The following is a 14,942-nucleotide window of genomic DNA, read 5'->3' as shown; positions in this document are numbered from 1 at the left end:
TAACAAGGCTTGTGGATACTATGCACGCCATGCAAATGACCCCTGATCATCCTGTGTTGCTGCGTATCGTTGACGACCTGGTTGCCCAGGGCTGGTCAAAGCAGAATCTCTTTGTGCCTGATGCTCTGACCTTCGAGTTGGCGGCAGAGTGCCGCCTTCGTGCGGCTGCCGGTGAGCTTGAGCCCGCAGCGGTTGGCCGTGGCGCCGCACAAGAGGTGCGCGAAGCGGTGCGTGGCGACCGCATCCAGTGGCTGGAGCCGGGCCAGGCGGGTGTTTGCGACCAGTACCTGTCGATCATGGACAGCCTGCGCATGGCGCTCAATCGCGGTCTGTTTCTGGGGCTGGAAGACTTCGAGAGCCATTTTGCGCAATACCCGCCGGGTGCGTTTTACCGGCGCCACCTCGACCGCTTTCGCGACGACGACAAGCGCATGGTCTCGGCGGTGCTGTACCTCAATGACAACTGGCAGACGGAGCAGGGCGGCCAGTTGCGCATGTACCTGGACAACGACAGGGCGTATGACGTGGACCCGGTCGGCGGAAGTCTTGTGGTGTTTCTTTCCGGCGAAGTGCCCCACGAAGTCTTGCCGGCCAGCCGCGACCGGCTTTCATTGACCGGCTGGTTCCGTCGTCGTGGTGATGATGTGCTGGCTGATTTGTAAATAATCATACTTTCTCCGTAGCAACTGCTGTAGGACCGGCTTCAGCCGGGAACGATGGCGCTGCGGTTCCCGACTAAAGCGGTGCGCCGCCCGGTCGGTCCTACGGTCGCCGCGCGCCCACAAAAAAGGAGACCCGAAGGTCTCCTTTTTAAGTATCGCAGCGTTGCTTAGAACAGTACGCGGCTACGGATGGTGCCTTTGACCTGTTGCAGTTTTTCCTGCGCCAGGTCCGAGTACTCGGCATCGACGTCGATGACCACGTAGCCAACTTTCTCGTTGGTCTGCAGGAACTGACCGGAGATGTTGATGCCGTTTTCGGCGAAGACCTTGTTGATCTCGCTGAGCACGCCCGGAATGTTTTCGTGGATGTGCAGCAGGCGGTGCTTGCCCGGGTGAGCCGGCAGGGCCACTTCAGGGAAGTTGACCGACGACACCGAGGTACCGTTGTCGCTGTACTTGACCAGCTTCTCGGCGACTTCCAGGCCAATGTTGGCCTGTGCTTCGGCGGTCGAACCACCGATGTGCGGGGTCAGGATCACGTTGTCCAGGCCACGCAGCGGGCTCTCGAAGATGTCGTCGTTCGAGCGTGGCTCGACCGGGAACACGTCGATGGCGGCGCCGATCAGGTGTTTGTCCTTGATGGCGTCAGCCAGAGCGTCCAGCTCGACCACGGTGCCGCGAGCAGCGTTGATCAGAATGCCGCCTTTCTTGATGGCGCGGATTTCTTTCTCGCCGATCATCCACTGGGTGGCTGCGGTTTCCGGTACGTGCAGGGTGACGATGTCCGACATGCCCAGCAGTTCGTGCAGGTTGCCGACCTGAGTGGCGTTGCCCAGCGGCAGCTTGGTCACGGTGTCGTAGAAATACACCTGCATGCCCAGGCCTTCGGCCAGGACCGACAATTGCGTACCGATCGAGCCGTAGCCAATGATGCCCAGCTTCTTGCCACGGATTTCGAAGGAGTTGGCCGCGCTCTTGATCCAGCCGCCACGGTGGCACGAAGCGTTCTTTTCAGGGATGCCGCGCAGCAGCAGGATGGCTTCGGCCAGCACCAGCTCGGCCACCGAACGGGTGTTGGAGTACGGCGCGTTGAACACCGCAATACCGCGCTCGCGCGCTGCGCCCAGGTCGACCTGGTTGGTGCCGATGCAGAAGCAACCCACCGCGACCAGTTTTTTCGCGCAATCGAAGAGTTCTTCGGTCAGTTGGGTGCGCGAGCGGATACCGATGAAGTGGGCATCGGCGATCTTTTCCTTGAGCTCGGCTTCCGGCAGCGACTTGGTGTGGTACTCGATACTGGTGTAACCAGCGGCTTTGAGTACGTCGACTGCGGACTGGTGGACACCTTCGAGAAGAAGGAACTTGATCTTGCTCTTGTCGAGGGAAGTCTTGCTCATCTGCGTAAACCTGTATCCCGAAAAAATGGCATGAAGGGCATCGGCCATGGATGGACCCGCCAAGGGCGCGTCGCATAATGGCAACTGGGCGTCGTATGCTAGCATAACGACCCCGCGAAACCCCATTCCACAACGTGAATGGTTCTCAGGATTCCCATGAAATCTGCGAGAGTTGAGTGATGACCCAGCGTGCCCTGATCGATGAACTGGCGGCGCTTGTCGCGCCCGCCAAAGTCCTTACCGACCCCGCCTCCCTTGAAACCTACGGCAAGGACTGGACCAAGCAGTACACTGCGGCCCCTCTGGCAATCGTCTTGCCGAAAACCGTCGAGCATGTTCAGGCCATCGTGCGCTGGGCCAATGAGCGGCGTGTGGCGCTGGTGCCTTCGGGCGGGCGCACCGGGCTGTCGGCCGCGGCCGTCGCGGCTCACGGCGAACTGGTGGTGTCGTTCGATGCCATGAACCAGGTGCTCGACATCAACCTCACCGACCGCACCGTGGTCTGCCAGCCGGGCGTCATCACCCGGCAGTTGCAGGATCTGGCCGCCGAAAACGGTTTGTATTACCCGGTCGACTTCGCCTCGTCCGGTTCCAGCCAGATTGGCGGCAATATCGGTACCAATGCCGGCGGAATCAAGGTCATTCGCTACGGCATGACCCGCAATTGGGTCGCCGGTCTGAAAGTGGTGACCGGCAAGGGCGACTTGCTGGAACTGAACAAAGACTTGCTCAAGAACGCCACCGGCTACGACCTGCGCCATCTGTTCATCGGCGCTGAAGGCACGCTGGGCTTTGTCGTCGAAGCCACCATGCGCCTGGACCGGGCGCCGAAAAACCTGACCGCCATGGTGCTGGGCGCAGCCGACTTTGCGTCGATCATGCCGGTGCTGCATGCTTTCCACAGCAAGCTGGACCTGACCGCCTTCGAGTTCTTTTCTCATTCGTCGATGGGCAAGGTGCTGGCCCGTGGCGATGTGCCGGCGCCGTTCGACACGGCCTGTCCGTTCTATGCCTTGCTGGAGTTCGAAGCGGCCAATGAAGACATTGCCAACCAGGCGCTGGCCACGTTCGAGCATTGCGTCGAGCAGGGCTGGGTGCTCGACGGCGTCATGAGCCAGAGCGAGCAGCAACTGCGCAACCTGTGGAAGCTGCGCGAATACATCTCCGAGACCATCTCGCACTTCACCCCGTACAAGAACGATATCTCGGTCACCGTAGCGAAGGTGCCGGCCTTTCTGGCTGAAATCGACGCCATCGTCGCCGAACACTATCCCGACTTCGAGGTGCTGTGGTACGGCCACATCGGCGATGGCAACCTGCACCTGAACATCCTCAAGCCTGAGCACATGGATAACGCGGTGTTTTTCGAAACCTGTGCCAAGGTCAATACCTGGGTGTTCGAGATCGTGCAGAAGTACAACGGTTCGATTTCCGCCGAGCATGGCGTGGGGATGACCAAGCGCGATTATCTGGCGTACAGTCGCTCGCCGGCCGAAATCGAGTACATGAAAGCCGTCAAGGCGGTGTTCGACCCCAACGGCATCATGAACCCCGGCAAAATCTTCGCCCTTCAAGGGTGAAGGCCTCTCACCAGACCTCAGGAGCCCCCATGAGCTACCAGCATAAATATGTCGACGGAACGAATATTCACTTCCCTCTGGGCAAAGTGGTCTGCATCGGCCGCAACTACGCCGAACACGCCAAGGAACTGGGCAACCCGGTACCGACCGAGCCGTTGCTGTTCATGAAGCCCGGCAGCAGCGTCGTGCCGCTGGAAGACAGCTTCAGCATTCCTACCGACCGTGGCAGCGTGCACTACGAAGCCGAAATCGTGGTACTGCTGGGCAAATCGCTGAGCAAGAACCCGTCTGTCGAAGAAGTGCTGGACGCCATCAGCGGCTTTGCACCGGGCCTGGACCTGACCCTGCGCGATGTGCAGACCAAACTGCGCGAGAAAGGCCTGCCGTGGGAACTGGCCAAGTGCTTCGACGGTGCGGCGGTGATTGCCCCGTTCGTTTCGGCAGACACCTTCCCGGACCTGACCGACATCGGTATTCGCCTGACCATCAACGACAAGGTGGTGCAGGACGGCAACAGCAGCCTGATGCTCAACCCGATCGTGCCGATGTTGCAGCACATGGCGGCCAACTTCTCGTTGCAGGCCGGCGACATCATCATGACCGGCACGCCCGCTGGCGTCGGCCCGTTCGAAGTCGGTGACCGCATCGCCCTGGAACTGATCGGCCAGGCACGCTACGAAAGCACCGTGCGCTGATTCCGGCACTGTTGACTGAAGCCGCCCAGGCCGACCACCGGGCGGTTTTTTGCTTTTTGCAGGGAACTATTTCTGGTTACTGCATTTTTTTCACAACTGATCCGGATAATTCTGGCCTGCCCCATGGATCGGGGTATCGACTGTAAGTTGTCCTATCCTGATCAGGAGCGTGCACATGGCCATTCCTTCTCAAACCCTGCCTGCATTGTCTGTGCCCTCGCGGCCGTGGATAAAGCGCCGCTCCACCTGGCTGGCACTGGTGCTGGCGGCAGGTTATGGCCTGGCATTCGCCATGCACTGGGACGATCGTGCCCTGTTGCTGGTGCAGGAAACGTTTGAAAGCAAGGCTGAGCGCAGCGCCAGCGTCTGGTTGCCCGACTATAAGGCGACTATCGACGCCAAGGTCCTGCCGGGCATGGCCGACGACGAGGCCAGCGACATCGCCTACAACCCGCAAACCCGCACGCTGTTCGCGGTTATGGGCAAGAATCCGTTTCTGGTCGAACTGAGCCTGACCGGCGATGTACTGCGCAAGATTCCGCTGCTGGGCTGGAGCAACCCTGAAGGCGTGACGGTGCTTAACGACGGCCTGATCGCGATCACCGATGAGCGCCAGCACAACCTGAGCATCATCAAGGTCACGGCGCAAACCACCCAACTGCACATCACCGACGCCCGTCAATACGATCTGGGCGCCTCGGCAAACAAGAACAAGGGCTTCGAGGGCGTTGCCTGGGACCCGAAGCGCCAGCAATTGCTGCTTGGCGAAGAGCGTCCGGCCAAACTGTTTGCCTGGAGCGGCGACGGCAGCGAGCTGCTCAAGGGCGAGAAAAAGGCCCTCGATAGCGACGCGCTGGACATGCGCAACCTGTCGGCGCTGGCGGTCGATCCGCGTACCGGGCACATGCTGGCCCTGTCGGCCGATTCGCACCTGTTGCTTGAAGTGGACGAGAAGGGCGGGCAGGTCAGCTTCATGACCCTGCTGGGCGGCGTGAACGGCCTGAAAGACACCATTCCGCGGGCCGAAGGCGTGGCGATGGATGAGAAGGGCACGCTGTACATGGTCAGCGAACCCAACCTTTTCTATGCATTCGAAAAGAAGTAAAAGCCTCTTTATTGCTCATACGGGGATGGCACAAGGCTATTGTTAAGCCTGGCTTCAGATTGGCGTGGTATTAATGCTGCCCTCCCGTCCTGTGTCGAGCTGCTGGAATGCGTCGTTTTATTCGTCTGCAACTGTTGGTTGTCGTTGTACTGCTGTCGCTTGCCCTGCTGTATTTCGCCGCTCGCGAGTTTCGCCTGGTCGAACGTGCCGCCTTCAACTGGACACTGTTCTGGCAGAGCCAATCGGCGTCTGCCATCGGCCTGGATGATTATCGGGTGGTCATCGAAGGCCAGGTTATCGAAGGGCTGGAAGACGATGTCTCGGCACTGAGCTACGACCCGGATCGCAAAAGCCTGTTCACCGTTACCAACCAGAACACCGAAATGGTCGAACTGAGCCTGGACGGGCGCATCCTGCGGCGCATCGAGCTGGTCGGCTTTGGCGATGCCGAGGCGGTGGAATACATCAGTCGCGGGGTCTACGTGATCAGCGACGAGCGCCGCCAGCGGCTGATTCAGGTGCACATCGACGACACCACCCAGCGGCTCGATGCGGCCAACGCCGAACAACTGACGTTGAACTTCAATGCCGGCAACAACAAGGGCTTCGAAGGGCTGGCCTACGACACCAGGGGCAAGCGCCTGTTTGTCGCCAAGGAGCGCGACCCGGTGCAGATCATCGAGGTGCACGGCTTTCCGAAGGTCAACAGCGATACCCCCAATGCCCTGGAGGTGATCTCCAACCGCAAGCGCGATGCCGGCATCTTCGTGCGCGACCTGTCGAGCCTGCAATTCGATGAACGCAGCGGCCACCTGCTGGCGCTGTCCGACGAGTCCCGGCAAATCCTCGAACTGGACACCGAAGGCCGCCCGGTGGGCAGCGCCTCGCTGAAAAAAGGCCAGATGGGCCTGAGCAAAACCGTGCCCCAGGCCGAAGGTATCGCCATGGATGACGACGGGGTGCTGTATCTGGTGAGCGAGCCGAACCTGTTTTATGTGTTCAAGCGGCCTTGAGCAAAAAACAGGATGGCCCCGATGTCCGTAGTACCGTAGGACCGACTTCAGTCGGGAACCGCAGCGCCACCGTTACCGACTAAAGCGGAACGCCGCCCGGCCGGTCCTACAGGGGCCAGCTTTGGCCTCGGATACTGTGCGATCAACGCGTCAGCGTTTTAACCCCTTCAGCCGTGCCCAGCAGCAACAGGTCGGCAGGACGTGCCGCGAACAGGCCGTTGGTGACCACGCCGACGATGGCGTTGATCTGGCTTTCCAGCTCCACCGGGTTGGTGATGCTCAGGTTGTGTACGTCGAGGATGATGTTGCCGTTGTCGGTCAGCACGCCTTCACGGTAGACCGGGTCGCCGCCCAGTTTTACCAGTTCGCGGGCGACATGGCTGCGGGCCATGGGGATGACTTCGACCGGCAACGGGAACGCGCCCAGTACCGGCACCAGTTTGCTGCCGTCGGCGATGCAGATGAAGGTCTTGGCCACGGCGGCAACGATCTTCTCGCGGGTCAGGGCAGCGCCACCGCCTTTGATCAGGTTCAGGTGCTCGTCGCTTTCGTCGGCGCCGTCGACATAGAACTCCAGGTCGCTGACGGTGTTGAGTTCATAGACCGGAATGCCATGGCCTTTCAGGCGTGCAGCAGTGGCTTCGGAGCTGGCGACTGCGCCGTCGAAGGCGCCTTTGTGTTGGGCCAGGGCATCGATGAAGCAGTTGGCGGTGGAGCCGGTGCCGACGCCCACGATGCTCTTGTCGTCGAGCTTTGGAAGGATGAAGTCGACAGCGGCCTGGGCGACGGCCTGTTTGAGTTGATCCTGAGTCATGCGGGCTCCACGGTGCCGGGGGATACAAAAGGGCGGCCATTATAGCGGCGACTCACGGCTAAAGCCTTGTCATTCGTATGGTCGTGCATCGGACAGCGGGTTAGACTTTCGGCCCTTGCCCCCTCCGCCAGTGATGTCGCCACGATGCTTGAACAGTACGTCAAGAAGATCCTCACCTCTCGCGTCTACGACGTGGCCATCGAAACCCCGTTGCAGAGCGCCCGCCAGTTGTCCGAGCGCCTGGGCAATCAGGTGCTGCTCAAGCGCGAAGACCTGCAACCGGTGTTCTCCTTCAAGATTCGGGGCGCGTACAACAAGCTGGCACAATTGACGGCCGAGGAACTGGCACGTGGCGTGGTCACGGCTTCTGCCGGCAACCATGCCCAAGGCCTGGCGCTGGCCGCCCGCGAGCTGGGCATCAAGGCCACTATCGTGATGCCCAAGACCACGCCAGAGATCAAGGTCGAAGGCGTGCGTTCGCGCGGTGCGCAGGTAGTGCTGCATGGCGACTCTTTCCCCGAAGCGCTGGCGCATTCGCTGAAACTGGTCGACGAGCAGGGCCTGGTTTATATCCATCCCTATGACGACCCCGACACCATCGCCGGCCAGGGCACGGTGGCGATGGAAATCCTGCGCCAGCACCAGGGTCCGCTGGATGCGATCTTTGTTCCGGTCGGCGGTGGCGGCCTGATCGCCGGCATTGCTGCCTACGTCAAATACCTGCGCCCGGACGTCAAGGTCATCGGCGTCGAGCCGGACGACTCCAACTGCCTGCAAGCCGCCATGGCAGCCGGCGAGCGCGTGGTGCTCAGTCAGGTCGGGCTGTTTGCCGATGGCGTGGCGGTGACGCAGATTGGCCATCACACCTTCGAAGTCTGCCGCCATTATGTCGACGAAGTGATCACCGTCAGCAGCGACGAGATCTGCGCCGCGATCAAGGATATCTACGACGATACCCGCTCGATCACCGAACCTGCCGGCGCCTTGGGTGTGGCCGGCATCAAGAAATACGTCGAGCAGCGCGGCGTTCAGGGTCAGACCTTTGTTGCCATCGATTCCGGTGCCAACGTCAACTTCGACCGTTTGCGCCATGTCGCCGAGCGCGCCGAGCTGGGCGAAGGCCGCGAAGCCATCATCGCGGTGACCATCCCCGAGCGGCCGGGCAGCTTCAAGGCCTTCTGCGAGGCCATCGGTAAACGGCAGATCACCGAGTTCAACTACCGCTACCACACCGATCGCGAAGCGCACATTTTCGTCGGCGTACAGACCCACCCCGAGCGCGATCCGCGCAACGCCCTGATCGCCAGTCTGACCGAACAAGGCTTTCCGGTGGTTGATCTGACCGATAACGAACTGGCCAAGCTGCATATCCGACACATGGTCGGCGGCCATTCGGAGCGGGTCAGCGATGAGCTGGTGCTGCGTTTCGAGTTCCCGGAGCGGCCGGGCGCGCTGTTCAATTTCCTCAATAAGCTCGGCGGGCGCTGGACCATTTCGATGTTCCACTACCGCAACCACGGCGCGGCCGATGCGCGAGTGGTGGCCGGGCTGGTGGTGCCGGAAGAAGAGCGTCACCTGGTCGGCCAGGCGCTGGACGAAATCGGTTACCCGCATTGGGACGAGACGCAGAATCCGGCGTATCGTCTGTTTTTGGGCTGAGGCCAGAAGGGGCGTCACCATGAACCTTGTCATCGCACTCAAAACCTTGCACATCGCAGCCTTGCTGGCGCTGTTGCTCAGTGGCATCGGCCTTGCGGCCTGGCTGGTCAAGGGCCAGCGCGCAGGCGACAAGGTGAACCACAGCCGTCTGCTGCAGCGCCCGCAACGCTGGGTCTGGGTGGCGATGGCGGTCTGTCTGGCGGTGCTGCCGTTCAGCGGCGGGCGGCTGGTTCATGAGTTGGGGCTGTCGCTGGGCCAGACCTGGATTCTGTCCAGCAGCGTGCTGTACACCCTGGGGCTGGCGGCCTGGGCCTGGCTGGTGGTGCGCCTGTTCGCGCCAGTTGGCCGTGCCCGCTTCAGTCAGGTGCTGGCCGCCGTGGCGGGGCTGTGCTTTGTCGCGATGGCGGTATTGCTGGTGGTCCGGCCGGGCTGAAGCCTGAAATCAATCGCGCAGGCTGATCACCGGCCAGCCGCGTTGCTCAGCTTCGGCGCGCAGTTTCGGGTCCGGGTCGACGGCCACCGGGTGGTCGACCTGCTCCAGCAACGGCAAGTCGTTGAGCGAGTCGCTATAGAAATAGCTGCCTTGCAGACTGTGGGCATTTTCTTCGAGCCATAGATTCAAGCGAGTGACCTTGCCTTCGCGAAAGCACGGGATGCCGGTGGTGCGCCCGGTGTAGCGGCCATCGAGCATTTCGCATTCGGTGGCCAGCAAGGTTTCGATGCCCAGACGCTCGACGATCGGTGCGGTAACAAAACGGTTGGTGGCGGTGATCACCACCAGCTTGTCGCCGGCCTGGCGATGTCTGGCAATCAGCGCCAGCGCCTTGGGCAGGATGATCGGTTCGATACAGTCGCGCATGAACTCGTCATGCCATTGCGCCAGTTGAGCCATGTCGGTGCGGCCCAGAATCTCCAGGCTGAAATTCAGGTAATCGGTCAGGTTCAGGGTGCCGGCCAGGTAATCCTGATAGAACTCATCGTTGCGTGCCTTGTAGGTCACGCTGTCGAGAATGCCGCGCTGGCACAGGTAATCCCCCCAGGCGTGATCGCTGTCGCCGCCCAGCAGGGTGTTGTCGAGGTCGAACAGGGCCAGGCGCATGCAGTTACTCACTGAAAAGATTGAAAAAGAGCGCAAGCGTACGAGCTTTTCACATGACTGCATATAAGGTGACAAGCCTCGTTGCTGGTTTACCGGGCTTTGTGGAACAATGCGTCAACATGCGTTTGCGAGGTTGTTGCCGTGATCGACCCCGATGGTTTCCGTCCTAATGTCGGGATTATTCTGACAAACGATTCTGGTCAGGTCCTGTGGGCTCGGCGTATCAACCAAGATGCCTGGCAGTTTCCGCAGGGGGGCATCAACCCTCAGGAAACGCCGGAAGACGCGCTGTACCGTGAATTGAATGAAGAAGTCGGTCTTGAGCGCCAGGACGTGCAGATACTTGCCTGTACCCGGGGCTGGTTGCGTTACCGTCTGCCGCAACGCCTGGTGCGTACGCACAGCCAGCCGTTGTGCATCGGCCAAAAGCAGAAATGGTTTCTCCTGCGCCTGATCTCCAACGAGCAACGGGTGCGGATGGATTTGACCGGCAAACCGGAGTTCGATGGCTGGCGTTGGGTCAGCTATTGGTACCCGTTGGGTCAGGTGGTGACATTCAAGCGCGAGGTTTACAGACGCGCCCTTAAAGAGCTTGCCCCGCGCCTGATGGCGCGTGACTGACACGGAGTTCGACCCCGAGCCATGCTCAATACGCTACGCAAGATCGTCCAGGAAGTTAACTCCGCCAAGGATCTCAAGGCGGCGTTGGGCATTATTGTGTTGCGTGTCAAGGAGGCCATGGGCAGCCAGGTCTGCTCGGTCTACCTGCTTGACCCCGATACCAACCGCTTTGTGCTGATGGCCTCCGAAGGCCTCAACAAGCGTTCGATCGGCAAGGTCAGCATGGCCCCCAACGAGGGTCTGGTCGGCCTGGTCGGTACCCGCGAAGAACCCCTGAACCTCGAAGACGCCGCCACGCACCCGCGTTATCGCTACTTCGCCGAAACCGGTGAAGAACGCTACGCCTCCTTCCTCGGTACCCCGATCATCCACCACCGCCGCGTGGTCGGCGTACTGGTCATCCAGCAGAAAGAGCGCCGCCAGTTCGACGAAGGCGAAGAAGCCTTCCTGGTGACCATGAGCGCCCAGCTGGCGGGGGTTATTGCCCACGCCGAAGCAACCGGCTCCATTCGCGGCCTGGGGCGCCAGGGCAAGGGTATCCAGGAAGCCAAGTTCGTCGGCGTCGCCGGCTCCCCTGGCGCTGCCGTGGGCGTGGCGGTGGTCATGCTGCCGCCGGCCGACCTTGAGGTGGTCCCGGACAAGACCGTGACCGATATCGACGCAGAGCTGGCGCTGTTCCAGAACGCGCTCGAAGGTGTGCGCAACGACATGCGCAACCTGTCCAAGAAGCTCGCCACCCAGCTGCGCCCCGAAGAACGTGCCCTGTTCGACGTCTACCTGATGATGCTCGACGATGCGGCGCTGGGCAGCGAAGTCACCAACGTGATCAAGACCGGCCAATGGGCGCAGGGCGCATTGCGCTCGGTGGTCACCGAACACGTCAACCGTTTCGAACTGATGGACGACGCCTATCTGCGCGAGCGCGCCTCGGACGTCAAGGACCTGGGCCGCCGCCTGCTGGCCTACCTGCAAGAGGCCCGGCAGCAAACCCTGGTCTACCCCGACAACACCATTCTGGTTAGCGAAGAACTGTCGCCTGTCATGCTCGGCGAAGTGCCCGAGGGCAAGCTGGTCGGCCTGGTGTCGGTGATGGGTTCGGGCAACTCCCACGTGGCGATCCTGGCCCGCGCCATGGGCATTCCCACGGTCATGGGCCTGGTCGATTTCCCGTATTCGAAGGTCGATGGCATCGAACTGATCGTCGATGGCCATCATGGCGAGGTCTACACCAACCCCAGCGAGATCCTGCGCAAGCAGTTCAGCGTGGTGGTCGAAGAAGAGCGCCAGCTGTCCCAGGACCTCGATGCCCTGCGCGAACTGCCGTGTGTCACGCTGGACGGCCATCGCATGCCGATGTGGGTCAACACCGGCCTGCTGGCCGACGTGGCCCGCGCCCAGCAGCGTGGTGCCGAGGGGGTCGGGCTGTACCGCACTGAAGTGCCGTTCATGATCAACCAGCGCTTCCCCAGTGAAAAGGAACAGCTGGCCATCTACCGCGAACAGTTATCTGCCTTCCACCCGTTGCCGGTGACCATGCGCAGCCTCGACATCGGCGGTGACAAGGCGCTGTCTTATTTCCCGATCAAGGAAGAAAACCCGTTCCTGGGCTGGCGCGGCATTCGCGTGACCCTCGACCACCCGGAAATCTTCCTGGTCCAGACCCGCGCCATGCTCAAGGCCAGCGAAGGCCTGAATAACCTGCGCATCCTGCTGCCGATGATCTCCAGCACCCACGAGGTCGAAGAGGCCTTGCACCTGATCCACCGTGCCTGGGGCGAAGTGCGCGACGAAGGCGCCGATGTGCCGATGCCGCCGGTCGGCGTCATGATCGAAGTCCCGGCAGCGGTCTATCAGGCCCGCGACCTGGCCCGCCAGGTGGACTTTTTGTCGGTGGGCTCCAACGACCTGACCCAATACCTGCTGGCGGTCGACCGCAACAACCCGCGGGTTGCCGACCTGTATGACTATCTGCACCCGGCCGTGCTGCAAGCCCTGCAAAGCGTGGTGCGCGATGCGCATGCCGAAGGCAAGCCGATCAGCATTTGTGGCGAAATGGCCGGCGACCCGGCCGCTGCCGTGCTATTGATGGCGATGGGCTTCGACAGCCTGTCGATGAACGCCACCAACCTGCCGAAAGTGAAGTGGATGCTGCGTCAGGTCAAACTGAGCATGGCTAAGGATTTGCTCGCCCAGTTGATGACCAACGACAACCCGCAAGTCATCAGCAGCTCGCTGCAACTGGCCCTGCGCAACCTGGGGCTGGCGCGCATGCTCAATCCGGGGTCTGTGAAAGGGCATTGATTTGCGTCTTCGTGGTTAAAGCGGATTGCCGCCCGGCCGCCCCTACGACGTGTGCATCCGTGGGAGATCACTCGCCGACTTGGCGCCGCGCTGTCGCGCAGCAAACATCACTTGCCGTAGGAGCGGCTTTAGCCGCGATCGGCTGCGCAGCAGTCGTAGATTTGCAGCATTTCGACGATTTCTGTGAGCGCTTTGCGCTCAATCGCCAGCAGAGCTGCCTCCTACGGGACCGTGTTGTCCTTAACTGATCGACATCAATCCGTAGGAGCGGTTTTAACCGCGAAAATCTCGAATATCCAACACAACCTCGCCCAACGGCACACCGTTTACCCCGAAACTGCGCTCGATCATCCGTTGGCGCCCGCCAGCCTCGACAATCAGCGCCGTGCTGGCCCGCGTGCCGTAATTTGCGCTGGCAATGAACACACTCGATAACAACGTCTCGGTCGTCAGGCCCACGCCGGTATCGGGCAACTCGCCAACCGCTGCCTGCTCGCCATCGCTCAACAGTTCCAGCAATGCCAGCGGCTGCGGGTCAATGATCTGCGCCGCCAATGCAGTGCGGGCCCTGCGCAGTTTCGGCCAGGGTGTATCGAGGCCGGCGTTGGATAATCCATAGACGCCTTCTGCAAGACGCCTCGGCAGCGCTTCACGCGAACTCAGGTAATACAGCGCACCCGGAACGCCCAGCAGCAGGTTGAAGCCAGTGTATTGCTGCGCACGCTCTGCCACCTCGCTCATATACGCTTCAGGCGACTGCTCGCCGGCCAGAAAGGCCGCTACCAGTTCACCCCGCGAACGCGACCCCGGCGATTGTGCAGGGTCACGAATATTGGTCAGCGCCGCAAAGCGCCCGCTGGCCGTCACCCCCAGCCAGGTGCCACCGGCCTCAAGATCGCGCCCGGCATACACCTGTGGTGCATCCGGCCACTGCGCCAGGGCCTGTGACGGGCGGGCATAAAATTCGTCACGATTGGCCGCTACGATCAATGGCTGCGGGTGCCCAGGGCGCCAGGCGAACACGATCAGACACATGGGGTACTCCTTTAGAACATGAACTCTGCCTATCTTCGGTCAGTCGCGGCTAGAGCGCCACGCCCCGCTCCGGTAACATGCGCCGCTGATCACGTTGCCGTACAGGCATCCCATTAAGGAGTCGCAATGCTGCCTTACCCGCAGATTGACCCGGTAGCGGTTTCCCTCGGCCCGCTGCAAATTCACTGGTACGGCCTGATGTATCTGGTCGGTATCGGAGGCGCCTGGTGGCTGGCCTCGCGCCGTTTGAACAGCTTTGATCCGACCTGGACCAAAGAAAAACTCTCCGACCTGATCTTCTGGCTGGCCATGGGCGTCATCGTCGGTGGACGCCTGGGCTATGTATTGTTCTACGACCTGGCCGCTTATCTGGCCAACCCGTTGCTGATCTTTGAAGTCTGGAAGGGCGGTATGGCCTTCCACGGTGGCTTTGTCGGCGTAATGCTCGCCGCCTGGTGGTTCGGCCGGCGCAACGGCAAGAGCTTCTTCCAGATCATGGACTTTGTTGCCCCGCTGGTGCCGATCGGCCTGGGTGCGGGCCGCATCGGTAACTTCATCAACGCCGAACTGTGGGGCAAGCCGAGCGATGTGCCCTGGGCGATGGTCTTCCCGCCGTTCAGCGACCCGTCGCAACTGGCGCGGCATCCTTCGCAGCTGTATCAGTTCGCACTGGAAGGCGTGGCGCTGTTCATCATCCTCAACCTGTTCGCACGTAAACCGCGTCCGACCATGGCCGTGTCCGGGATGTTTGCGCTGTTTTACGGCATCTTCCGCTTTATCGTCGAATTCGTGCGGGTGCCCGATGCGCAACTGGGTTACCTGGCCTGGGGCTGGGTCACCATGGGCCAGATTCTCAGCCTGCCGATGATCATTGCGGGTCTGGCGCTGATCTGGCTGGCCTACAAACGCGCGCCGGTCGCCAACAAGGCAGCGGCTTAATTCTGAAACGCCGGGCCACAAG

14 protein-coding genes are annotated in these 14,942 nt (G+C 61.3%); 10 read left to right on the top strand and 4 right to left on the bottom strand.

Annotated features, from left to right (window positions below; genetic code table 11):
- Positions 1-20: 20 nt before the first annotated feature.
- Positions 21-662, top strand: coding sequence for a 2OG-Fe(II) oxygenase (locus tag ACYP2A_RS17595; protein ID WP_459746886.1), 642 nt, complete (start codon positions 21-23; stop codon positions 660-662).
- Positions 663-829: 167 nt separating this feature from the next.
- On the opposite strand, the gene serA is transcribed toward ACYP2A_RS17595, so the two are convergent.
- Positions 830-2,059, bottom strand: a complete 1,230-nt coding sequence (gene serA / locus ACYP2A_RS17590; RefSeq protein ID WP_459746885.1) for a phosphoglycerate dehydrogenase — start codon at positions 2,057-2,059, stop codon at positions 830-832.
- 179 nt (positions 2,060-2,238) lie between these two features.
- Here serA and ACYP2A_RS17585 point away from each other — a divergent pair, with 179 nt between their 5' ends.
- The 4 genes from ACYP2A_RS17585 (at position 2,239) to ACYP2A_RS17570 (ending at position 6,452) form a co-directional block, all read left to right on the top strand.
- Positions 2,239-3,639: an FAD-binding oxidoreductase gene (locus ACYP2A_RS17585; protein WP_459746883.1), complete on the top strand. Its 1,401-nt coding sequence runs from the start codon at positions 2,239-2,241 to the stop codon at positions 3,637-3,639.
- A gap of 29 nt (positions 3,640-3,668) precedes the next feature.
- Entirely contained in the window at positions 3,669-4,334 is a 666-nt protein-coding gene (locus ACYP2A_RS17580; protein WP_459746882.1) for a fumarylacetoacetate hydrolase family protein, read from the top strand.
- A 175-nt stretch (positions 4,335-4,509) separates the two neighbouring features.
- Positions 4,510-5,439, top strand: coding sequence for an SdiA-regulated domain-containing protein (locus ACYP2A_RS17575; RefSeq protein WP_459746880.1), 930 nt, complete (start codon positions 4,510-4,512; stop codon positions 5,437-5,439).
- A gap of 107 nt (positions 5,440-5,546) precedes the next feature.
- Entirely contained in the window at positions 5,547-6,452 is a 906-nt protein-coding gene (locus tag ACYP2A_RS17570; RefSeq protein WP_459746878.1) for an SdiA-regulated domain-containing protein, read from the top strand.
- Positions 6,453-6,594: 142 nt separating this feature from the next.
- Here the strand turns inward: ACYP2A_RS17570 and rpiA are convergent, their stop codons facing one another.
- The gene (gene rpiA / locus ACYP2A_RS17565) at positions 6,595-7,266 is read right to left on the bottom strand and encodes a ribose-5-phosphate isomerase RpiA (protein WP_459746877.1); all 672 of its coding nucleotides are present in this window, start codon (positions 7,264-7,266) and stop codon (positions 6,595-6,597) included.
- 144 nt (positions 7,267-7,410) lie between these two features.
- Here rpiA and ilvA point away from each other — a divergent pair, with 144 nt between their 5' ends.
- Together ilvA and ACYP2A_RS17555 are read left to right on the top strand one after the other, a co-directional pair.
- Positions 7,411-8,925 (top strand): threonine ammonia-lyase, biosynthetic, encoded by a 1,515-nt coding sequence (gene ilvA / locus ACYP2A_RS17560; protein ID WP_459746876.1) that lies wholly within the window; start codon positions 7,411-7,413, stop codon positions 8,923-8,925.
- A 19-nt stretch (positions 8,926-8,944) separates the two neighbouring features.
- Complete coding sequence (locus ACYP2A_RS17555; protein ID WP_459746875.1) at positions 8,945-9,358, top strand: DUF2269 family protein; 414 nt, start codon at positions 8,945-8,947, stop codon at positions 9,356-9,358.
- A gap of 9 nt (positions 9,359-9,367) precedes the next feature.
- Here ACYP2A_RS17555 and ACYP2A_RS17550 read toward each other — a convergent pair whose 3' ends face one another.
- On the bottom strand, positions 9,368-10,024 hold the full coding sequence (locus ACYP2A_RS17550; protein ID WP_459746874.1) for a histidinol-phosphatase: 657 nt from the start codon (positions 10,022-10,024) through the stop codon (positions 9,368-9,370).
- A gap of 141 nt (positions 10,025-10,165) precedes the next feature.
- Between ACYP2A_RS17550 and ACYP2A_RS17545 the strand changes: the two genes are divergently transcribed.
- Positions 10,166-10,645 carry an RNA pyrophosphohydrolase gene (locus tag ACYP2A_RS17545; protein ID WP_056840452.1) on the top strand — a complete coding sequence of 160 codons (480 nt, stop codon included), beginning with the start codon at positions 10,166-10,168 and terminating at the stop codon, positions 10,643-10,645.
- 21 nt (positions 10,646-10,666) lie between these two features.
- Positions 10,667-12,946, top strand: coding sequence for a phosphoenolpyruvate--protein phosphotransferase (gene ptsP / locus ACYP2A_RS17540; protein ID WP_459746873.1), 2,280 nt, complete (start codon positions 10,667-10,669; stop codon positions 12,944-12,946).
- 273 nt (positions 12,947-13,219) lie between these two features.
- Here the strand turns inward: ptsP and ACYP2A_RS17535 are convergent, their stop codons facing one another.
- Positions 13,220-13,981 carry an NRDE family protein gene (locus ACYP2A_RS17535; protein WP_459746871.1) on the bottom strand — a complete coding sequence of 254 codons (762 nt, stop codon included), beginning with the start codon at positions 13,979-13,981 and terminating at the stop codon, positions 13,220-13,222.
- 126 nt (positions 13,982-14,107) lie between these two features.
- Between ACYP2A_RS17535 and lgt the strand changes: the two genes are divergently transcribed.
- Complete coding sequence (gene lgt / locus ACYP2A_RS17530) at positions 14,108-14,920, top strand: prolipoprotein diacylglyceryl transferase (protein WP_459746869.1); 813 nt, start codon at positions 14,108-14,110, stop codon at positions 14,918-14,920.
- Positions 14,921-14,942 lie beyond the last annotated feature (22 nt).

This window comes from Pseudomonas sp. 3A(2025) (assembly GCF_054589175.1).
The sequence above is the reverse complement of the archived record's forward strand: the minus strand, read 5'-3'. Positions and strand labels throughout refer to the sequence as shown.